The organism is Nostoc sp., assembly GCF_036917775.1.
Taxonomy (GTDB): domain Bacteria; phylum Cyanobacteriota; class Cyanobacteriia; order Cyanobacteriales; family Nostocaceae; genus Nostoc.
The window spans coordinates 31,498-52,477 of sequence record NZ_JBALEQ010000101.1 but is presented as its reverse complement, the minus strand read 5'-3'; the positions used below and the strand labels follow the sequence as shown (position 1 = coordinate 52,477).

Sequence of the window (20,980 nt, the reverse complement as noted above, 5' to 3'; positions counted from 1 at the left end):
TGTTTAATACCTAAGATTATTCATACTTTTGCTAAGTCTCTGATTAACTCAGCCCTGCTGGGTCATTTTGCATGGCTTAGTCTAAACTCCAGGTACAAGCCTTAATCGCTTTAATTCTTTAAACCGATAATTGATATTTCTCTTGAGCTAGGTTGTAAAGAGGTCGCCAAACTAAACGATTGGTCAACACTACTAACAAAGACATGATCACTGTCGAAGCTAATAATAGTGAGAAATTGCCTGTCGCTGTGGCGTGAGAAATTGTTGCCCCTAATCCAGAAGTACTAATTACTCGCCCTTGAAATGTAACGTACTCACTGACGATACTGGCATTCCAAGCGCCACCAACGGCGGTAATAATTCCTGTAATTAGGTAGGGAAAGATTGCAGGTAAAATTAAGGTTCGCCAACGTTGTAAACGTGAGAGTTTATACACCGAAGCTGCTTCGATTAGGTCTGAGGGAATCGACTGTGCCCCAGCAATGACATTAAACAGGATATACCACATTGTCCCTAGCATCATCAGAGCGATCGCACCAATCTGCAAACCGCCAGCGATGCGGGTTAAACCTAGCAGCAGCACTGGAAATAAGGCTGTTGCTGGCACAGAAGCGGCGATTTGTACCAATGGTTGCAATACTTGAGCCAACCGTCGATTACGACCAATTGCTACTCCTACGGGTACAGTCCACAACAATGATAATATCAAAGCAATTATTACCCGCAACGCCGTTAACATAGCGCCTTTCATCACCTGTTGCCAATCATCCCAGCCTAGAGTCCGTAATAGTAGCACGGCTTCCCAAGTACCCCACAGGACAATTAAGCTGAAGCCACTAACAAATATCCAATTTAAAAAACTTGGCAAGTTAAGGTTGCCTTTGGCATTTATAGGTACTGAACGCACGGGGAACGACCGAATTAAACTGTCGTCTAGGGCTGTTTGTAATGGCTGAAAAACGCGATCGCTAATTGCGCGTAAAGTAGGCGATCGCCTGATAGTATCCAATACCCACGATTGGGGTGCATTTTCAGTTTCAATCATCTCTAACTTAAATCTTTCTGCCCAAGCAATCAGTGGCCGCCACACAAAAAAATCAGTTGCCACAATGATCGCAATCAGTAATGCCAAGCCCCAAAATATCGCTTTAAAGTCTCCTTTGTTGGCTGCTGTGCCTAAAAAAGAGCCTAATCCTGGTAAACGAAAATCTTTATTTCCTAAAGTAAATGACTCAATGGCAATTAAAAAAAACCAACCTCCAGCCACCGACATTACACTATTCCATACCAAACCAATCACACCAGATGGTAACTCTAATGTCCAAAAGCGTTGCCAAGGATTAAGTCGGTAAACCCTTGATGCTTCTAGTAATTCTTGCGGAATACTTTGGAGAGATTGGTAAAAACTAAAAGTCATATTCCAGGTCATGCCAGTAAAAATTAGCAAAATTGCTGCTAGTTCTACACCAATTCTCTGACCCGGAAACAGGGAAATCAAAGCTAATACCACACCTGGTAAAAAAGACAATACTGGAATCGATTGCAGAATATCCAACATCGGAATTAAAATCCGTTCTGCAATTCGAGAGCGATAAGCAGTATAAGCATACAAGAGGGTAAAAATTAGGGAGAAAAAGTAAGCCAGTCCCATACGAATCAAGGTTTGGGCTGTATATGCTGGCAAAGCATTGATGTTTGTAGAAATTGTGAGTTCAGGTTCAAAAGTACCGGTAAATTTAGAAGCAGTTCTAATAATTGCCACAATGAAAGATAAAATTACCAGAATAAGTAATCCATCTTGCCAAGTCCAATTGCTACGTCCTAGAGTTTTATTAGCAGGAGTAAGAGGTCGAGTCATATACAGCAGTTTTCTTTTGTTGTGAAGTACAAATAGCGACGGGTTTTGAGGCAGGAGGCAGGAGGTAGGAGGCAGGAAATAGAAACTCTATCTAATGCGTGATTCCTGCATTTGTACCTCATTTATTTGCAAAGTTCTGTAAGTAGAGAGTAGGGGTAGATCAGAGGAGAATGACTAATGACTAATGACTAATGACTAATAACAACTTGCTCTAAAAATATTTGTCCTGATGGCTCATCGTAGCCGTAGATTTCGGCATAACGACCCCAATCAACGACGGTTTTTAATTGTCGTTCGGCTTCTTCTGGGCTGAAGTGACTTTCTAGGATATCTAATACCAGTTCTTCTGGAATGCGTTGATTATTTTTCGCTTCCAGAAGACGGTAAATTTGCTGTACCAAGCGGATATTAGCTAAGAGTTGCGATCGCACAATTTGTTTGCGATCGTCAATACTACCATTAATAAATTCTTGCCCGATTGGCTTCAGGCTGATATCGCCTTCTGCAAGTTCTACAAAATCCATTAATTTTGCAGCTTCCACAATTGGTAAAATATCATCTACTTCTAGTTGCAATTCTTGGGTAAGCCGAGATAAATCTTTTTCTTGACGATCTTCTAAAATTTCTAAAAGACCGGCAATAGAACCAATTCGCACGGCTGGCAAAGACTGATATTTTGCTTGTGGCGTTGCATCTGCTACAGAGGTAGTCGTTGGTAGCTCAATTTTTTCTAATTCGGGGTTGGTGATGATTGTATAAACCCGATCTACCAAGGCTTGAAAACTTGGATGTTTGCGATCGCGGTAATGGGGTAAAGTCACAGGTAAGTCAGCCCGAATTCTTCCCGGATTGCGTCCAAGAACAATAATTCGATCCGCCATAATTACCGCTTCTTCAATCCCGTGGGTGACAATGAGAATAGCTTGGGTGGGTATGCGACGTTCTAACCATAAATCTAATAATTCAAACCGCAAGTTTTCTGCCGTTAGCACATCTAATGCCGAAAATGGCTCATCCATACATAACAGTTCTGGTTCTACGGCCAAAGCCCTAGCAAATCCAACTCGCTGACGCATTCCCCCAGAAAGCTCTTTGGGATAGGCATTTTCAAACCCATCCAAACCAATAATATCAATCATCCGTAGCGCCTTTTGCCGTCGAGAATCTGGCGCTTCTCCCTTGGCTTTTAAACCTAGTTCCACGTTCTCTAGTACAGTTAACCAAGGATAAAGGGCAAAACTTTGAAAAACAATTGCTACCCCAGGATTTAAACCAATTAAGGGACGGTTATGATATATAACTTCACCTTGACTAGGGGGAATTAACCCAGCAACTATCCGCATTAAAGTAGATTTCCCGGAACCGGAAGGCCCTAGCAATGCAACAATCTCCCCTGGACGTAACTCAAGATTGATATTTTCTAGGATGACAATCTGTTGGCCGTTGGGCTGCTGATAAGATTTGCTGACATTTTTTAGGACGATCAGCTGTTCGGTTGCTGTTTTAAAGACCATAACTCTTTCTGTAAGAAAATAATTAAATATAATCTCATGTTGAGGTTATTTTACAGTTAAAGCAGACTAAAAATGGTTTTTTCCGCAATTTGAACTGTACTGTAGCCTAACTACTCTTTTGCATCATCATAAATTAGCTGCAAGAGAATTCAGCATGGGCTAAACGCCTAGCTAACGCTAACAGGAGTTAGGAATCAGAATTTAGAATAAATCTAATATTAAATTGGTATATTGATTCATCAAATGTTATCTTGATTATTGAACTATTTTGACTACTGAGTTCTTATAATAAATCTATTAATCGCAGCAATAAAATAATCGCATACCTAACATTAAAACTAAGGAATTGCCATAAATTTTTCTATTAGATATGTGCATTTGAGTAAATGGGAGTAATTGCAAATATTAAATAAACAACTTCTACTATGGCGGTTACAATAGAAGCACCTTATATATTAGAGATATAAGTCTGATTCTTGTTGGGTGGCGATCGTGAATATAGAGGAATTAAAAAGGCGTTTTGCCGCAGGGGAAAGATATTTTCCAGCCGTCAACTTGAGTAGGAACAGGCTGATTGGAGCCTATTTGCCTGGAATAAATCTATGGGGATCTGACTTGAGTGGAGCTAACCTAGCTAAAGCTAAACTCTGGGGAGCAGATTTGAGTAGAGCTAACTTAGCAAAAGCGAATTTGACTAGAGCTAATTTGAGCGGTGTCAACCTGAATGAAGCAAATCTCCGGGGAGCCAAACTCAACTATGCTAAGTTGTATGGAGCGAATCTGACTGGCGCTTACTACGATGAAAGCACTCGGTTTTCTAGAGGTTTTGACCCCATTAGTAGAAATATGCGGAAGGTGTGAGTTCCACCAACCTCTCCCTGCTTTGAACTTTCGTTCAAGTCTGTCCCTCTCCGAGTCGGCTACGGTGTACATAGAAATTTTTAAGAGTTTCCCCACAAGCTTTTGATCCCCCCAACTTCCTTAAAAAAGAGGAGTCCTCCGATACATTGGAGGATTTAGGAGGATCTACAACATTTTGGTTTTGTAGAGAGATGTGTGTAACCGTAGCTCCGAGCCGGAGAGGGACAGTTTTGTAAAGCAATTAGCATCTGAATGTTTAAAAACCGCAGAGACGCTGAGAGCGCAGAGAGAAAGGAAAGAGGAATAATTCCGATACAAAAGGATTTGATATTACTAGATGAGCAGTGGAAATGATGTTATTTCAAATAAGTGATGTTGATATATGTTGATGTGAGCCATCTGACATAGATGAGATCAACATTTGTTCAAAGACTTTGGAAAGAGCAGTTTGAAAACGCTGACGATGCTTGAGTTTGAAAAAAGGTCGAACTATTTCTGCGTAGGTGTAGCCCGCACTTCTCTGCGAGACGCTGCGCTCAGTGACCACCGTAGGCATCGCACCGTTACTGTCTCTATTATCAATGACTCGAATTGCTCGTAGAGTTCCCAGTTGTATTTCTTTTTTTACCATCAACTCAGAAATTCCGATCGCACCAACACCATCTTCGATCGCTGCTTTTGTCATCTCTCCACTGTTGAATACTAAAATTACATCCAGTTCACTGAGATTGATTTCCCAATTTTGTAAGGCTTCCTCAAACCTTTGCTGGGTTCCAGAACCTGGTTCGCGCATCACCCAAGGGGTTTTAGTCAATTGGCTTAAGTCAATTTCTCCCCACTCAAACCAAGGGTGTTTTTTACCTACGACTATTTGTAAGCGATCGCTCCCCACTATTTCATACTCTAGAGTACTCTGGAGTGCTGGCTTCACATCTCCTTCTACCAAACCTAAATCAAACTGTCCTGTGGCTGTTCCTAGACAAATCTCTTCTGTATTGGCAAGGCTACAGTTAATCTGAATACCGGGATATCGGCTCTTAAACTCACTAATCTTACTTGGTAGCCAGTAGTTACCAATTGTCAGACTTGATCCTAATTTCAATTCACCCCGTTGGAGATTGTTCAATTCTCGCAATCCTCTTTCAGTCAAGGAAACTTGATCGAGAATTTTCTGCGCTTCCACTTGCAGTAATTTACCCGCCTCAGCAATTTCGATATGGCGACCAATCCGATGGAATAGTTTCACACCATATTCTTGCTCTAAATTGTGGATTGCTGCACTGACAGCAGGTTGTGTAATATAAAGCTCCTCTGCTGCGCGAGTAAAGTGTAAGTGCTGTGCCACAGCCAGAAAGATTTTTAGCTGCTCAAGCGTCATTCCTGCCATTTATGGTATCCCTACAACTTGGTGTCAAAAATTTAATCACTTTCATTTATCATTTTGACAAACAAAAGCATTTGATTCTATCGGTTAGTTTCACTAAAGTATAAATCAAAGCTTTTTACTTAGTCATTTGCCATTAGTCATTTGTCGTTTGTAAATGGCCAATGATTAATGCTCAATTGCCAAGCATCAAAATAAGGACTTCCAAAAATGAGCGGTTTAGTAACTGCAATTACCACAGGGATCACGGCATTCACTGCCACCAACATCGATGATATTGTGATTCTGACGTTGCTTTTTTCGCAAATAAATAAAACGTTCCGCAGTCGTCACATCCTTGCTGGTCAGTATCTCGGCTTTGCTGCATTGATTGTTGCTAGCCTTCCTGGGTTTTTCGGTGGACTAATTATACCGCAGGACTGGATTAGACTACTTGGTTTAATGCCAATAATCATTGGTGTGAGTGGTTTACTAAAACGCGAAGAGGATTCACCAGAGGAAGGTGCAGAAGAAACCGAGCCATCTTGTCCCTCTATAGTTAGGAGTTTTTTCTCTCCCCAAACTTGCAACGTCGCTGCGATCGCCTTTGCCAATGGTAGTGATAATATCAGCGTCTACGTGCCTCTGTTTGCCAATTCGGAATTAGATAGTCTGCTGATTATAGTCAGTGTATTCTTTTCGCTAGTGGGCGTATGGTGTTATACCGCTTATAAATTGACCTACTTACCTGCGATCGCACATTTTTTAACTGAAAATGGCAACACTTTTGTACCTTGTATCTTGATTGGTTTGGGCGTGTTTATTGTCACAGAAAACGTAACCTGGACTCTTTTATCTGTAGTTTCTAGTTATATATTCTCATTAATCTTAGGTTTCAATACTCAATCTTCGAGTCAAGAACAAGAAAAGTTAAGTATCTAGAAAGATGTGCATCATGAATTTTATTACCAAAATGAATTTAAAACTTGAAAATATCTTCCCTATCAACAGGAATCAAAACATGAAAGTCTGGAAATCTCTGCTAATTGCCTTAATGATTTTCGCTAATCTAGCCTTCGCTCAACCTTCTTTTGCTGATAGACCAAAATTTAGCAAAAACCCTGATTATATCGAAGTCACTAAAGCTCTGAACGAACTGTCTCAAACAAAAGATGCCCAAACTCAAGTTCAAGGTCTGACACCAGAAGAAATTCAAAAGAGAACCGAGGAATTAACACTGCAAAAATATGCTTTAGAGACGGGAATTAACTGGGGGAAATGCGAAAACCAAACAGGTAATACGATCGCAGTATACGGTAAAAGACCAAATGATGATGACAATGAAGATGCCATATACGACAATGGTTTGTATTTTCTAGCTAATGGTCAGTCCACTAAGGATAACTGGGATTGTGATGGCATCTATCTACCGAATGATATTAAGGTAGCAAACTTCACTTCTATTCCAAATGGGCAAGGTGAAGAATTGACGGGACCTGCGGCTCTGAAGATCCTTGATGGAACTCAGTTGGTGATTAAGAGCAATCCAGATACTGGTGCGATTGAATTAAATGTTCCGACTGTGAAAGTTCTTAACAGCAATAAGGCTAAGTGGTTTATCCCAGATATATCGCAGGCTATCATAGATACACGAGTTCCTAATGCACCTATTAAGAAGTCTTGAAATCTAACTGCATCGTCTATTTTTGAATGATTGTTCTCAATTTCAACAGAGTAACAGCCAAAATTAGAGAAAAAACCTGACTTCCACTGGTGAAAAACTCTCTGATTCTTGGCTGTTTTTTATGACATCTTATTACTTATAACTGCTCTGTACCATCAATTACGAATTCTGAATTATTCAATCAGGCTTGTTTTATTTCTATATCTGCATTAAAATATATTTTGAAAAAATATGTACAATCACAATAAACATATTTCAGTAGCGCAATTATTGCGCTGGCTGCAATTCATCTGGAAAGAGATTTCCTACTACCTCCGCATTTTTTTGAGAAGAGCCGCTTTGGGGATAAGGGTATTATTGATGCAGTTAAAATTGAAATCCACAGAAGAAGATAAAGATCAAAAAAAGCCAGGACGACTCAATCCTTCTCGAATCCGAGATCACTTGGCAAATGAGCGTACCTACCTGGCTTGGATGCGGACAGGGATTGCTCTTTTAGGTTTTGGGGTTGTAATTGTGCGTTTACGTGCCTTCCAAGTACCTTTGATGCCTCGTCCTGGCAACGGCTGGAAGTTAGGTTTAGTCTTTTCGTTGGTGGGTTTAATTACGGTGTGGCTCTCAACCAGTCACTATTTCGCTGTCCGTCGTGATATCGAAGAAGATACTTATGAACCGACAGACAGATGGGTGTTGCTTTTTAGTCTGGCTGTGATGATTCTCGGAACTGGGGTAATCTATTTTGTTTTTACAACTTCTTTAGATCCATCAAGTCCACTTATCCCTGAGTGATGATAAGTAGATAGGCAGAATTAACGCCTAGCTACTTATTTTCAAAACCGCACTTTGTACATTTGGAATAATTCCCCTGGTTTTTGCGTGACTATTTTAGCGCCAGCCGCCTTAATAGCTTTTTCCCACTCAGCTACAGGCTCTAAAAACACCTCAGCCCCTAAATAGGTTTCTAAAACTGCCCAATCTTCTGCTAAAGGCTGTTCTGGGTTAAGAATGTCAAACACAAAATGTCCACCTGGTTTTAACACTCGCTTAACTTCTGCGAGTACTGCATTCCAGTATTCGAGTGGAAAATAGCAGCTAAATCCTGTGGCGATCGCTAAATCAAACTGCTCTGGTAAATAGTTTAACTGATGGGCTGCTCCCAACTCAACACCTTTGAACAGCTTAGAATTCAACTGCGGCCCGCGAGAGTTAAGGGTATCGCGTGCCACATTACTAATTTCTTGCCCATGAAAAAATGCTTGCCAATCCCGCCAAGGATAGATTAAAAAGCTGATACCACAGCCAATATCTAAACAGTGCTGGTTTTTTTGAGGTTGAGCAATTTCCCAAAAAGGGGAAGCAATTCTCCCTGAAAAACTACCTCCAATCCACTCGCGGAATATCGGCATCGCCTGGACTTCGGTTGGGAGTTCAAAGGTTTCACGTTGATACTCTCGGTTAAAACGATAGGCTATTTGGCCTAATCTTTCGTCCCAGTTGCTTGATTTGGCTGAAGTAAAGAGATTTTGGAACTGCGAATCAGACTTTTTGGACATTAGATTTTTGCTACTCTTTCTAAGAATTGTAGTCAAATTCGTTTTGCGATCGCCTCCGGTGGGCGGATACGCCATTGCATACCCATCCAATCTCCTGCTGGGGTTTGTCCTAAGTCATTGGTCATTAGTACCAATGACTAATGACCAATGACTAATGACTAACGAATGCTATTCAACTTTTTCATACCAGATACCTACTTTCTCAAAAGCACCATAAGCAAGCTTGAGAAAATTCACTACTCTCTGTTTTCCAATTACCCCAAATTCTTTATACTCTCTAGCCTCTGCAAAAGTCAGGCGATTTTGGTCAATTATGTTTCTTTCTCTGTATGCTAACTTCGGAAAATCTATAACTTTTATCTGATATTTATTTACTATGTTCTGAAAGTTGGAGTCTAACTCTAGATGCTCCCAATCATCACACAGCCCAAAATTCCTCACCAGAATATGAGGGATTTTTTCACCGTAAGTATTCACTGACTGAGTAAACAGGTTAATGCTGTCGTATCCTCCTGTTGATACAAACCATTTACAAAACATCACTCCCTGCGAACTTCCTAGTTCAAGTAATTGATTAGATTCAATCCACCCCTGCACAGCTCTATGCGATTGTGCGGATAAATTCACAATTACTGGCCTCTCTATGGCCCACTCAAATATTCTATCTGCCTTATTTGCCTGTCGTTCGTTCTCACTAAACACAGCATACTTACATATTTCCTTATATACCCCTGCCACATCTGGATTCGATCTATCTGTCTCCACTGGTACAAATGGGATTCTCTTATCCAGACAATACTGAATCATTGTCCTGGCAAAGAGAGATTTTCCTACCCCGCCTTTTTCACCATCCACAAAATGAATCGTCGGCATTACAGCCACCTCTAATAACTTATTAAACCCTGATACATCTTTCCCAAAATAAGAACTTTTTGGCCGTTGCCGCCTAGTTGTTTTGGTGGTTTTATGAGAAAGTATAACCGTGATTTGGATATAGTTTTAATAATGCTTGCAAATCGGATACACTAACCATCTGAAGAGATTGCATTGCTGTAAAACCAAAAATAATAGTACGTTTTTACTATAAAAGGGATAGGTCAAAATTTTCACAATAGTTTTGACCTATCCCTAATTAAGGATTCCCAATGCAATGGCAAATCCGCGCCTCAATTGAGAAATTTTTCTCTAACAAACTATAGTAGGGTGGACATTGTAATGCCCACCCTACAAGCTAGCTTTTCAGCAAACGAACTTAAGATTAACCCAAATCGAAAAGCAAGATTTCGCCGCCGATGTTGGTGCTAATTTCTAGCTGTTCTTCGCCATTGATTTGCACACCATCACCGGCTCTGAGTTCTTCGCCATTTAGGTTAACTATGCCTCGCGCTATTTGTAACCAGGCATAGCGATCGCTTTTGACTTGATAATTGACAACATCACCTGACTCTAAAACAGATGTGTATAATTCAACATCTTGGTGAATTGTCACAGCACCATCGCGCCCATCTTTAGAGGCAATTAAGCGGAGTTTACCGCGCTTTTCTTCCAGAGGAAAAGCTTTTTGTTCATATCTTGGCGTTATTCCTTCTCGATCGGGAAGAATCCAGATTTGCAGTAAGTGCAGTGGTTCAGTTGGTGAAGGATTAAATTCGCTGTGGCTGATTCCAGTTCCAGCACTCATAATTTGGGCATCACCGGGGCGAATTACCGAACCAGTCCCCAAGCTGTCTTTATGCTCTACAGCACCTTCTAAGACATAAGTGAGGATTTCCATGTCACGATGACTATGGGTAGGGAATCCAGCACCGGGGGCGATGCGATCGTCGTTAATCACGCGCAGAGAGCGAAATCCCATACGGTTGGGATCGTAAAAACTACCGAAGGAAAATGTGTGATAACTATCGAGCCAGCCCATTTTCGCGTGACCACGGGCATTGCGATCGTGAATTAAGTGGGTAATTGTATTTTGAGACATAAATTTACCTCTTTGTTAATGAGTATTTAGTTAGGAACGACTCAATTTTGGATTTTAGATTTTAGACTTTCATGCGGAACGCTAGCGTTAGCGAAGCTTTAGCTTTAGCGATACGCTCAGTGAACGATTTTAGATTGCAGGAAAAATCTAAAGTTGGCATTTGAAATCAAAACGGAATTAGCATACTTTTTCACTCACCTAATAATTTATTCAAGTTTAAGTATTAATTTTGATGGATCGCTTGTTGAAGATATTGGTGAACTTTTTGACTTCGTTTTGAACTATTTCAATAGTAAGGTATATACATATAAATGAAAAGTACGCACTTAAAAGTGACGTACTTACCAAAAAGATACTATTAGATTTAAGAAAGACTACTTTTCTCAGAAGTGCTTATTTTACAGCAGCAGGAATCTTTTGAGTTTTAGTAGTACCAGCGTTACCATTCTCTTCTTTGATTTCTGCTATTTGTAGATGAGCTTCTAAGAACCAGAGTCGTTTGTCAATGGTACGAGAAATTTCGGTGTAAAGATCGGCGGTATCGAGGTCGTCTAATTCATCAGTTTTTGCGATCGCTTCTCTAAGATGTTTTGCATAGAGTGCATAACGATCTGACAAAGCTGTGACGTGATCTTTACCATCCAAAATATCTAAGGGATATTCTGGCAGAATTGAATTACTAGCTGCGGCGCGGGCTGTTCCAAAAGCGTATCCGCCTAAAGCTGTAATGCGTTCAGCTACTAAATCGATGTATCCTTCCAATTCCCCAGCAAGTTCATCAAATAATAGGTGTAGCTGATAGAAGTCAGTTCCTTTAACATTCCAGTGCGCTTGCTTTGCTTGGGTTTTTAAATCCGAAGTAGCTGCTAAGGTTTGGTTGAGAAGTACCACGATTTGAACTCTCGCTTTGGCGGGAATGTCAATGCGGGTAGGGTACAAACGTGATGTAATGCTGTTGTCGCTCATGGGTCTTACGTTGTTAATGCCTTTTAAATCTAACTTTACAGATATTGGCTGGTTGTGCGAAACTCTCTGACGATGGATTGTATTAATGCCTGAATGTGTTACTGTTTAAGGCTTTATACCATTTGAAATTTTAGATTAGTCAAGTTAAAAATTGCATTTAGATGCGATGGTTTTCTATGGTATTAAATGTACCACCGAAAAGGCGATCGCGAATTACATCATTCTGCAAAAAGTCATGGGGAAAACCCAGTTCAATTTTGCTAACTTCATCTAAGCGTTGCAGATGTTCGGGCGAAAGGCTGATATCTAAAGAAGCTAAGTTATCTTGAAACTGCGTTAATTTACGTGCCCCAATTATGGGAATAATCACACCACTTTGAGCTAGTAACCAAGCTAATGCTACCTGTGAGGGTGTGTGACCAATTTCTGATGCAACTTCACTAACAACTTGAGCGATCGCTAAATTCCGTTCTGAAATACTTCCTAAGCCTGGATTTGTTAATCGTCCTTGTTCATCACCTGCTTGAGGAGGCTGATTATACTTACCTGTTAGCACACCGCCACCCAAGGGCGACCAAGGTGTTACCGCCAAATCAAAAGCTTTAGCCATTGGTAGCAAATCACGCTCTGGTGTTCGCTGAATTAAACTATACTCAATTTGCAGCGCGACAAACTGCGTCCATCCTTGAAACTGAGCAATAGTATTTGCTTGAGAAACGATCCAAGCAGGTGCGTCAGAAATGCCAATGTAAAGTACTTTACCTTGACGAACTACATCATCAAGCGATCGCAAGACTTCTTCAATAGGTGTTGTGAAATCCCAAGCGTGCAACCAAAATAAATCAATGTAATCGGTGTTCAGCCGTTTCAGACTACCTTCCAAAGACTGAATTAAGTTCTTGCGATGGTTTCCACTGGCGTTAGGGTCGCCTTTTTTGTCATTCATCCGCAAGGGAAAGGAATATTTTGTCGCAACTACAAAGCGTTCTCGTTCTTTTGCGATCAACTCACCAACAATTTTTTCACTGCTACCATCGGTATAACCGTTGGCGGTGTCAATGAAATTTCCCCCTGCTTCTGTATATGTATCAAAGATTTTACGACTTTCATCAACAGATGCACCCCAACCCCAATCTTCACCAAAAGTCATGGTTCCCAAGGAGAGTTCAGAGACTCTTAATCCGCTTTTGCCTAAGAGTTTGTATCTCATGAATATTTTCTCTTTAACGAAAAAACAATGCAAATACCATTACAAAGGCATGATAACAAAGGTTGTCATTTGTCCTTTGTCATTGGTCATTGGTCATTGGTCATTGGTCATTAGTAAGGGATTTAAGCCTCTTTACGTTTCATAATATACTTGGGGTTTTTTGCACTAACTTACTTTAGTGAAGCAAGAGCGATCGCTATAGTTTTCTACGCTAAAATAATTATTTTTATGAACTACTATGTAATCTACGACGGAAATTGTAATCTCTGCGTTACTTTAGTGCAATTTCTAGAAACCTTAGACAAGGGAAAGTTATTTCGCTACGCTCCCATGCAAGATGAGCAGACACTTTTACAGTGGGGAATTACAGCTCAAGATTGTGAACAGGGGATGATTTTAATTGATGGCAATGAACCTCAAAGACGTTGGCAAGGTAGTAACGCAGCTGAAGAAATTGGGCGATTATTGCCAGTAGGAAGTGTATTTGTAGACGCTTATCGAGCCTTACCGGGGATGAAATGGGCAGGCGATCGCTTTTACGAACAAATCCGCGATAACCGCTACACCATTTTTGGTAAGCGTTCTAATACTTATGAGTCGTCTTACTGTGTTGATGGTAGCTGCAAACCAATTTAAACCACGGCAAGTAGAAGACGCGATAAATCGCCGCCTCTACAATAGTCAGCCTTTTGTAGAGACGGCGATTTATCGCGTCTTTGTGATGATTTATCGCGCCTTCGGAACTAAATTTGTCATTAGACAGAATTTGTTCTGCTAAAAAATCCGCCTCCAGGTGCTAGCAAAAAGTCTGGTAGACGAACCATTATGCTATCTGGCGTGTTTGTAAACATTGTGCAATCAATGTTGCGATCGCCTCCGGTGGGCGGGTACGCCATCGCACGACAATTCGGCACAACATACTGACGGGAGGGATACTGCGTGAGAATTGGTGCTAACTACTTGGGTAATGGAGAATGTGAATTTACAGTTTGGTCGCCGCTATTAGATAGCGTCACTGTAAAAACTTTGACACCACAGGAGCAGGTTATTCCCCTCAAGCCTCAGTCTGAGGGATACTGGCACGCGAAAGTAAATGATGTGTATCCAGGCACGCTTTATCGGTATGTCTTGAATGGCCAAGACGCTTTTGCCGATCCCGCGTCGCAGTATCAACCTGAAGGAGTGCATGGCCCGTCTCAAATTGTCGATCATCAATTTGAGTGGACTGATGAAGGGTGGACTGGTATCCCTGTGGAGTCGATGATTTTTTACGAACTCCATGTTGGGACATTCACACCTGAAGGAACTTTCACCGCGATTATTTCTCGTTTACCGGAACTTAGGGAACTGGGAATTAATGCAATTGAAATCATGCCAATTTCCCAGTTTCCGGGAGACACCCATATAGAAGCGTCTCTGGCATATCGCAACTGGGGCTATGATGGCGTTTACCCTTATGCGGTGCAAAATTCTTATGGTAGCCCAGCCGAACTGAAGCAACTGATAAATGCTTGCCACAAACACAATATCGCCGTGGTGTTGGATGTGGTGTATAACCACTTTGGGCCAGAAGGCAACTATATGAGTCAGTTCGCACCTTACTTCACTAAAACCTATAAAACGCCTTGGGGCGAAGCGCTGAATTTTGATGATGCCCATAGTCAGGGTGTGCGAAATTATTTTATCGAAAATGCGCTTTACTGGTTGCGCGAGTTCCACATTGACGCATTGCGGCTTGATGCTATTCAAGCAATTTATGACTTGGGGGCGAAGCATTTCTTATGGGAACTGGCGGAAGCAGTTCATCATTTTTCACAACAAGGGCAAAAATGGAAACGCCATTTAATTGCCGAAAGTGACTTGAATAATCCGCAAATTATTCGTCCAGCAGAATTGGGTGGATATGGTCTTGATGCCCAATGGAGTGATGATTTTCACCATTCATTGCACGCACTCTTGACAGGCGATCGCCAAGGATATTATCAAGATTTTGGGCAAACTGCTCAGTTGGCAAAAGCTTATGAAGATACTTTTGTCTACGATTGGAAGTACGCACCACACCGCAAGCGATTTCATGGCATATCTTGCCGCGATCGCAATTTATCACAGTTTGCAATCTGCATTCAAAATCACGATCAAATCGGCAATCAAATGAAAGGAGAACGCCTCACTCAGAGGATCTCTTTTGAAGGATTGAAGTTAGCTGCTGGCGCTGTGCTGCTATCACCCAATTTACCCCTGTTATTTATGGGAGAAGAATATGGTGAAACAGCACCCTTCATTTATTTTGTCAGTCACTCCGATCCAGATTTAATTCAAATGGTGCGAGCCGGACGCAAAGAAGAATTTGAAGCATTTCACTATGCAGACGATCCCCCAGATCCCGAATCGGCGGAAACTTTCCTAAAGTCTAAACTCAATTGGCAATTACGTCATGAAGGTAAGCACAAAGTTCTGTGGGATTGGTATCGTCAGTTAATTAATTTACGCAAGACGCATCCAGCCCTTTTAAATCAAGATCGCAACTCTATCAAAGCAACTAACGATGAAGATAAGCAGTTAGTTATCGTGCGTCGTTGGTGCGAATCAAGTGAACTAATATTTGTGATGAATTTCAATTCGTCTCCAGTCACAGCGACTCTACCAATTCAGCATAATGCTAATAAATTACTGGACTCTGCTGATACCTCATGGTCTGGGCCTGGTTCTGAAGCAGATGAACATCTGTCTGCGGGAAAAGAAGTGAAATTACAACCTACGAGTTTAGTACTCTATGAAAAAGAATGAGGGGGATAGTTAAAACTTCAAGTTTCAGCCTTATAACCTCAACGTTCGAGCAAAAAGGTTCAACGTCCGAGTAAAAAGGTTCAACGTCCGAGCAAAAAGGTTCAACGTCCGAGCAAAAAGGCTCAACGTCCGAGCAAAAAGGCTCAACGTCCGAGCAAAAAGGTTCAACGTCCGAGCAAAAAGGTTCATCGTCCGAGCAAAAAGGTTCATCGTTCGAGTAAAAAGGTTCAACGTCCGAGCAAAAAGGTTCAACGTCCGAGCAAAAAGGCTCAAATTCCCCCACCTCTAAATAAGTTTCAGATAAGATCCCCCCGCCTGCGGCGACCCCCTTAAAAAGGGGGTAAAGATTAGAAGAAGCCCCCCTTTTTAAGGGGGGTTGGGGGGATCTCCGAAAGACAAACACGTTAACCGAACCATATCCCCCATCTCTTATCACAACAAACTCATGCGAATTCCTACCGCTACTTATCGAATTCAGTTTACACCCCAGTTTGGCTTTGACAACGCTAAAGCGATCGCGGCTTATCTAGCAGATTTGGGTATTTCTGATTTATATGCCTCCCCCATTTTCAAGGCACGATCTGGGAGTACCCACGGTTACGATATAGTCGATGCCACTCAACTTAACCCAGAACTGGGAACTAATGAATCTTTTGATGAATTAGTTAGCGAAGTCCAATCCCTTGGTATGGGCTGGTTACAGGATATTGTGCCAAACCACATGGCCTATAGCAGCGAAAACGATTACTTGATGGACGTATTGGAACACGGCCCAGATTCTAGCTATACAGACTACTTCGACCTTTCTTGGAACGCCCCTTTTGGCGATCGCCAAGAGCGAATTCTTGCTCCTTTACTGGGAGATTTCTATGGTGCATCCCTAGAAAACGGACACATTCAACTACAATATGAACAAAACGGTTTAACTGTAAACTATTACAGCTTAAAACTGCCGTTACGATTAGAGTCTTACACAAAATTTATTACCCATAATCTGGGCAAACTCACACGAACACTCGGACGCAATCACCCTGATTTTATTAAACTATTGGGTATTTTGTATATTCTCAAAAGTGTGCCCTCAGAAGTTGCAGGAAAACAGCGACAAGACCAAATTGCATTTATTAAAGGATTGGTTTGGGAACTTTACACCACAAATGATGCCATCCGCGAGTTCATTGACGAAAATATCCAAACCTTCAACGGAGAACCAGGTAATTCAGAGAGCTTTAACTTGCTAGATGAATTACTCAACGATCAATTTTACCGTCTCGCTTTCTGGAAAGTTGGGGCGGAAGAAATGAACTACCGCCGTTTCTTTACCGTTAATGAACTTATTTCCGTTAAAGTTGAAGAAGTGCGAGTTTTTAATAATACCCATAGTCTCATTCAAAAGCTGGTTGAAGAGGGCAAATTTACAGGCTTACGCATCGATCATATTGATGGACTCTATAACCCAATCCAGTATCTACAAAGGCTCCGAGAAAAGACGGGAGATGTTTATATTACGGTCGAGAAGATTTTAGAAATCACCGAAGACCTGCCGGAAAACTGGGAAATTGAAGGTACATCGGGATATGACTTTCTTAACTATGTAAATGGTGTATTTTGTCAAACTGAAAATGAATCATCCTTCGATAAAATTTATCAAAACTTTATTGGTTCTAGAGTAGATTATTCCTCAGTAGTGAAGGATAAAAAGCACCTAATACTAGAAAAGAATTTAGCGGGTGATATTGACAATTTGGCTCTTTTGTTAAAGAACATTTCCAGCAAATACCGCTATGGCAATGACTTTACCCTGAATGGCTTGAAAAGAGCGATCGCAGAAGTTTTGACCCTGTTCCCGATTTACCGTACATATATTACACCAGATGGGATTGGGGAGAGCGATCGCGCTACCATTCAAGAAGTAATTCGCCAAGCCAAAGAACAAACGCCCCTGTTACAGCATGAACTGACCTTTATTGAAAAGTTAATGCTACTAGAGTTTGATAACTCTCTGACTCAAACAGAACGGGAGCAGTGGATATATTTTGTCTTGCGGATGCAGCAATACAGCGGCCCGCTAATGGCCAAGGGTGTAGAAGACACGACATTATATGTTTACAATCGCTTGCTGTCGCTGAATGAAGTCGGGGGAAATCCCGGTCATTTTGGGATCGATTTAGCCAAATTTCATGCCTTTAACAAACAGCACCAAGCAACCTGGCCTCACACAATGAACACCACAGCTACCCACGACACCAAACGCGGCGAAGATGTGAGGGCTAGATTGAATGTATTGTCAGAAATCCCTGATGAATGGGATCAGCAGGTGAATACCTGGAGTGCGATTAATCGAGGAAGTCGCAGTCATCGCCACGGGTTTGCTATGCCCGATCGCAACGATGAGTATTTTCTCTATCAAACCCTAGTAGGGGCATTTCCCTTTGCGGAACAGGAACACGCATCTTTCGTAGAACGGGTGAAGGATTATATAATTAAGGCAATTCGAGAAGCGAAAGTGCATACAGCATGGTTGCGACCTGATAGCGAGTATGAAGAAGCCTGTACTTCCTTCATTGAAAAGGTACTAGATCCTTCAATCTCCAAAGAATTTCTAGAAGCCTTTCAACCCTTTCAGCAGCGAATTGCAGAGTATGGTATCTTCAATTCCCTTTCCCAAACTCTGCTGAAGATTACCGCACCCGGCGTACCCGATTTATACCAAGGAACAGAACTTTGGGAACTCAGCCTAGTCGATCCAGACAATCGCCGTCCGGTGGATTTTGAACAGCGACGTACTTACTTAAACGACATCCGCGAACAAGCCAAAACAGATATTCTCGGACTAATTCAGGAGTTGCTAAACGATAAAACGGACGGCAGAATCAAACTGTTTTTAACGGCTCAATTACTCAAAGCCAGAACAAACTATGTCTTATTATTCCAGGATGGCGACTATCTGCCCTTAGAAGTTCAGGGAACTCACGCTAATCACATCATCGCCTTTGCACGACGAGAAGGGAATCAAACAGCGATCGCGATCGCGCCTCGCTTTTTAACCAGCCTCATCCAGCCTGAAGACAACCCCTTGGGTGAGCCAATTTGGCAAGATACCTACCTACAATTACCCTCTGGAACTTCCCCCACCTGGACAAACATTTTAACTGAACAACCTTTACAGGCTACAGAAACCCTATCTATCGGATCTGCCCTTGCCCATTTTCCAGTTGCTCTGTTAGTTAGTAGTGCAGAATGAATCTGTTTTACGTCTGACAATTCAGCAGTCCACGAAAAACCTAACCCCCAACTCGTCGCGGGAAGGGGGAAAATCTAAAGTCTTTCTCCTTCTAGGCTACGGTGTACATACAAGTCCTATTACCCCCCTCAATCCCCCCTTATAAAGGGGGGAAGCCGGAAATCTAGTTAAAGGCTACGGTTGTACACACAAGTCCTATTACCCCCCTCAATCCCCCCTTATAAAGGGTGGAAGCCGGAAATCTAGTTCCCTCCCCTTTATAAGGGGAGGGTTAGGGTGGGGTAAAACCTTGGTTAATCAGCTATTTCAGGCTTGTGTGTACACGGTAGCCTTCTAGGAGAGACGTTTTCCAGATACCGTAAAAACTCCGCGTCCCTCTGCGTTAAAAAAATTCCTCCAAAACTCCTCAACACCCCGCCAAATTAAATTATGACCACTCCCCCACAACTTAGTACCACGCAGATAAACAAAGTGCGCTTCCATATCAAAAAAACGTGGAAAACCTTAACGCGATCGCACGAACACTTATTACAATCTGCCAAAGATACCAAACTAGACCACAAAACCGACACTCCCTGGATTGTCTACATTTCCCCCTTAGAAGATTATCCCAACATTCAGCGTGTGTTAGAGCGATCGCTATATCCCAAAGATATGCAACAGCTACAAATTCGCACTTTGCCGTCAGAAGTGGAAGCGATTAAAGAGCATGGCTTACTATACCTACCAGGCCCTTATGTCGTACCAGGTGGTCGATTTAACGAAATGTATGGCTGGGACAGCTACTTTATATTACTGGGACTTTTGCACGATGAAGAATGGGATCTAGCGCAAAGCCAGGTAGACCAATTATTGTACCAGGTAAAGCATTACGGTACTATCCTCAATGCTAACCGAACTTATATGCTGTCGCGATCGCAACCCCCTGTCCTCAGCATGATGGTTTTGGCATTATTTCAGCACACCCAGGATGAAGAGTGGTTGAGGACAACCGTACCACTGCTAGAACAATTTTACTATTACTGGGTAGTACCGCCCCATCTGAATCCCGGAACCGGCTTATCCAGATTTTATGCCTTTGGCGAAGGCCCCGCGCCAGAAGTCGTGTTCTCCGAGCGAGATGAGGAGGGAAAAAGCCACTATGATCGCGTCAAGGAATATTACCAAACCTTTGACGTTGAAGATTACGACGTTAATCTTTACTACGATCGCGAAAATGACAAACTGACCCACCTATTTTACAAGGGCGATCGCACCATGCGCGAGTCCGGTTTTGATATCACCAACCGATTTGGCCCCTTCAGTGCTGATATCCTCCACTATGCTCCTGTGTGCCTCAACAGTTTGCTGTATCAGGTAGAACAAGACTTGGCGCAAATTAACGCTGTTTTGGGGAACGAACAACTAGAAAAACAATGGCGCGATCGCGGCGAATATCGGCGCGATCGGATCGATCAATTTCTCTGGAATGAAGAACGAGGACTCTATTGCGACTATCACTTCCAGAGTGGAAAACGCCGTTGCTACGAATTTGCCACCACATTCTATCCCCTGTGGCTGGGTATTTCTTCTCAAGCCCAAGCCCAGCGTGTTGTGGAAAATCTCTCTTTGTTTGAAGCCCCAGGCGGAATTCTTACCAGTACTCATATCACCGGAAATCAGTGGGATGCTCCCTTCGGTTGGGCACCATTGACATTCATTGCTGTCCAGGGACTTCACCGTTATGGGTTTCATACAGAAGGCGATCGCATTGCCAACAAATTTCTAGCGATGGTAATTAAAGAATTCGAGCGTCACAACACCCTAGTTGAAAAATATGATGTTGAGCGCTGTTCTGCCAACGTTTCCGACGAAATCTCCTTTGGATATAGTTCTAACGAAGTTGGTTTCGGCTGGACAAATGGAGTCATCCTGGAACTTTTAGCAGCCCGTGGGAAAAAAGTTTAAATAAAAGGCGTGAGTTTT

The 20,980-nt window shown here is 42.0% G+C and carries 17 protein-coding genes and 1 pseudogene; 10 read left to right on the top strand and 8 right to left on the bottom strand.

Features of this window, described 5'->3' with window-relative positions:
• Positions 1–118: 118 nt before the first annotated feature.
• Entirely contained in the window at positions 119–1,858 is a 1,740-nt protein-coding gene (locus V7K69_RS20925; protein WP_335037788.1) for an ABC transporter permease, read from the bottom strand.
• A 188-nt stretch (positions 1,859–2,046) separates the two neighbouring features.
• On the bottom strand, positions 2,047–3,372 hold the full coding sequence (locus V7K69_RS20920; RefSeq protein ID WP_335037786.1) for an ABC transporter ATP-binding protein: 1,326 nt from the start codon (positions 3,370–3,372) through the stop codon (positions 2,047–2,049).
• A gap of 492 nt (positions 3,373–3,864) precedes the next feature.
• On the opposite strand from V7K69_RS20920, the gene V7K69_RS20915 reads away from it, so the two are divergent.
• Positions 3,865–4,233 carry a pentapeptide repeat-containing protein gene (locus tag V7K69_RS20915; protein ID WP_335037784.1) on the top strand — a complete coding sequence of 123 codons (369 nt, stop codon included), beginning with the start codon at positions 3,865–3,867 and terminating at the stop codon, positions 4,231–4,233.
• 361 nt (positions 4,234–4,594) lie between these two features.
• On the opposite strand, the gene V7K69_RS20910 is transcribed toward V7K69_RS20915, so the two are convergent.
• Positions 4,595–5,620, bottom strand: coding sequence for a LysR substrate-binding domain-containing protein (locus V7K69_RS20910; protein WP_335037782.1), 1,026 nt, complete (start codon positions 5,618–5,620; stop codon positions 4,595–4,597).
• Positions 5,621–5,827: 207 nt separating this feature from the next.
• Between V7K69_RS20910 and V7K69_RS20905 the strand changes: the two genes are divergently transcribed.
• The 3 genes from V7K69_RS20905 to V7K69_RS20895 all read left to right on the top strand — a co-directional run bounded on the left by V7K69_RS20905 (position 5,828) and on the right by V7K69_RS20895 (position 8,069).
• Positions 5,828–6,538 (top strand): cadmium resistance transporter, encoded by a 711-nt coding sequence (locus tag V7K69_RS20905; protein WP_335037780.1) that lies wholly within the window; start codon positions 5,828–5,830, stop codon positions 6,536–6,538.
• A gap of 79 nt (positions 6,539–6,617) precedes the next feature.
• Entirely contained in the window at positions 6,618–7,280 is a 663-nt protein-coding gene (locus V7K69_RS20900) for a hypothetical protein (RefSeq protein ID WP_335037777.1), read from the top strand.
• A 231-nt stretch (positions 7,281–7,511) separates the two neighbouring features.
• A complete protein-coding gene (locus tag V7K69_RS20895; protein WP_335037774.1) occupies positions 7,512–8,069 on the top strand; it encodes a YidH family protein in 558 nt (185 codons plus the stop codon).
• A gap of 41 nt (positions 8,070–8,110) precedes the next feature.
• Here V7K69_RS20895 and V7K69_RS20890 read toward each other — a convergent pair whose 3' ends face one another.
• From V7K69_RS20890 to V7K69_RS20870, 5 genes are all read right to left on the bottom strand, one after another.
• Complete coding sequence (locus V7K69_RS20890; RefSeq protein WP_335037772.1) at positions 8,111–8,833, bottom strand: class I SAM-dependent methyltransferase; 723 nt, start codon at positions 8,831–8,833, stop codon at positions 8,111–8,113.
• A 168-nt stretch (positions 8,834–9,001) separates the two neighbouring features.
• Complete coding sequence (locus V7K69_RS20885) at positions 9,002–9,706, bottom strand: mobilization protein (protein WP_335037770.1); 705 nt, start codon at positions 9,704–9,706, stop codon at positions 9,002–9,004.
• A gap of 385 nt (positions 9,707–10,091) precedes the next feature.
• Entirely contained in the window at positions 10,092–10,808 is a 717-nt protein-coding gene (locus V7K69_RS20880) for a pirin family protein (protein WP_179063607.1), read from the bottom strand.
• A gap of 393 nt (positions 10,809–11,201) precedes the next feature.
• Positions 11,202–11,774, bottom strand: a complete 573-nt coding sequence (dps, locus tag V7K69_RS20875) for a DNA starvation/stationary phase protection protein Dps (RefSeq protein WP_335037767.1) — start codon at positions 11,772–11,774, stop codon at positions 11,202–11,204.
• Positions 11,775–11,931: 157 nt separating this feature from the next.
• Positions 11,932–12,984 (bottom strand): aldo/keto reductase, encoded by a 1,053-nt coding sequence (locus V7K69_RS20870; protein WP_335037765.1) that lies wholly within the window; start codon positions 12,982–12,984, stop codon positions 11,932–11,934.
• 228 nt (positions 12,985–13,212) lie between these two features.
• Here V7K69_RS20870 and V7K69_RS20865 point away from each other — a divergent pair, with 228 nt between their 5' ends.
• The 6 genes and pseudogenes from V7K69_RS20865 (at position 13,213) to V7K69_RS20845 (ending at position 20,962) form a co-directional block, all read left to right on the top strand.
• Positions 13,213–13,620, top strand: a complete 408-nt coding sequence (locus tag V7K69_RS20865) for a thiol-disulfide oxidoreductase DCC family protein (protein ID WP_335037796.1) — start codon at positions 13,213–13,215, stop codon at positions 13,618–13,620.
• Positions 13,577–13,762, top strand: a complete 186-nt coding sequence (locus tag V7K69_RS20860) for a hypothetical protein (RefSeq protein ID WP_335037763.1) — start codon at positions 13,577–13,579, stop codon at positions 13,760–13,762. Before V7K69_RS20865 ends, V7K69_RS20860 begins: the two co-directional genes overlap by 44 nt.
• Positions 13,763–13,923: 161 nt before the next feature.
• Entirely contained in the window at positions 13,924–15,771 is a 1,848-nt protein-coding gene (treZ, locus tag V7K69_RS20855) for a malto-oligosyltrehalose trehalohydrolase (protein ID WP_335037761.1), read from the top strand.
• A gap of 46 nt (positions 15,772–15,817) precedes the next feature.
• A pseudogene (locus V7K69_RS33020) lies at positions 15,818–16,060 on the top strand (hypothetical protein); the annotation flags it as partial.
• Between the two features lie 156 nt (positions 16,061–16,216).
• Positions 16,217–19,015, top strand: a complete 2,799-nt coding sequence (gene treY, locus V7K69_RS20850) for a malto-oligosyltrehalose synthase (protein WP_335037759.1) — start codon at positions 16,217–16,219, stop codon at positions 19,013–19,015.
• Between the two features lie 429 nt (positions 19,016–19,444).
• On the top strand, positions 19,445–20,962 hold the full coding sequence (locus V7K69_RS20845) for a trehalase family glycosidase (RefSeq protein ID WP_335037756.1): 1,518 nt from the start codon (positions 19,445–19,447) through the stop codon (positions 20,960–20,962).
• Positions 20,963–20,980 lie beyond the last annotated feature (18 nt).

What these genes read in the sequence shown, in the direction of transcription:
- V7K69_RS20925 (WP_335037788.1), bottom strand. Translation starts at nt 1,858, where the DNA reads ATGACTCGACCTCTTACTCCTGCTAATAAAACTCTAGGACGTAGCAAT.
- V7K69_RS20920 (WP_335037786.1), bottom strand. Translation starts at nt 3,372, where the DNA reads ATGGTCTTTAAAACAGCAACCGAACAGCTGATCGTCCTAAAAAATGTC.
- V7K69_RS20910 (WP_335037782.1), bottom strand. Translation starts at nt 5,620, where the DNA reads ATGGCAGGAATGACGCTTGAGCAGCTAAAAATCTTTCTGGCTGTGGCA.
- V7K69_RS20905 (WP_335037780.1), top strand. Translation starts at nt 5,828, where the DNA reads ATGAGCGGTTTAGTAACTGCAATTACCACAGGGATCACGGCATTCACT.
- V7K69_RS20900 (WP_335037777.1), top strand. Translation starts at nt 6,618, where the DNA reads ATGAAAGTCTGGAAATCTCTGCTAATTGCCTTAATGATTTTCGCTAAT.
- V7K69_RS20895 (WP_335037774.1), top strand. Translation starts at nt 7,512, where the DNA reads ATGTACAATCACAATAAACATATTTCAGTAGCGCAATTATTGCGCTGG.
- V7K69_RS20890 (WP_335037772.1), bottom strand. Translation starts at nt 8,833, where the DNA reads ATGTCCAAAAAGTCTGATTCGCAGTTCCAAAATCTCTTTACTTCAGCC.
- V7K69_RS20885 (WP_335037770.1), bottom strand. Translation starts at nt 9,706, where the DNA reads ATGCCGACGATTCATTTTGTGGATGGTGAAAAAGGCGGGGTAGGAAAA.
- V7K69_RS20880 (WP_179063607.1), bottom strand. Translation starts at nt 10,808, where the DNA reads ATGTCTCAAAATACAATTACCCACTTAATTCACGATCGCAATGCCCGT.
- dps (WP_335037767.1), bottom strand. Translation starts at nt 11,774, where the DNA reads ATGAGCGACAACAGCATTACATCACGTTTGTACCCTACCCGCATTGAC.
- V7K69_RS20870 (WP_335037765.1), bottom strand. Translation starts at nt 12,984, where the DNA reads ATGAGATACAAACTCTTAGGCAAAAGCGGATTAAGAGTCTCTGAACTC.
- V7K69_RS20865 (WP_335037796.1), top strand. Translation starts at nt 13,213, where the DNA reads ATGAACTACTATGTAATCTACGACGGAAATTGTAATCTCTGCGTTACT.
- V7K69_RS20860 (WP_335037763.1), top strand. Translation starts at nt 13,577, where the DNA reads ATGAGTCGTCTTACTGTGTTGATGGTAGCTGCAAACCAATTTAAACCA.
- treY (WP_335037759.1), top strand. Translation starts at nt 16,217, where the DNA reads ATGCGAATTCCTACCGCTACTTATCGAATTCAGTTTACACCCCAGTTT.
- V7K69_RS20845 (WP_335037756.1), top strand. Translation starts at nt 19,445, where the DNA reads ATGACCACTCCCCCACAACTTAGTACCACGCAGATAAACAAAGTGCGC.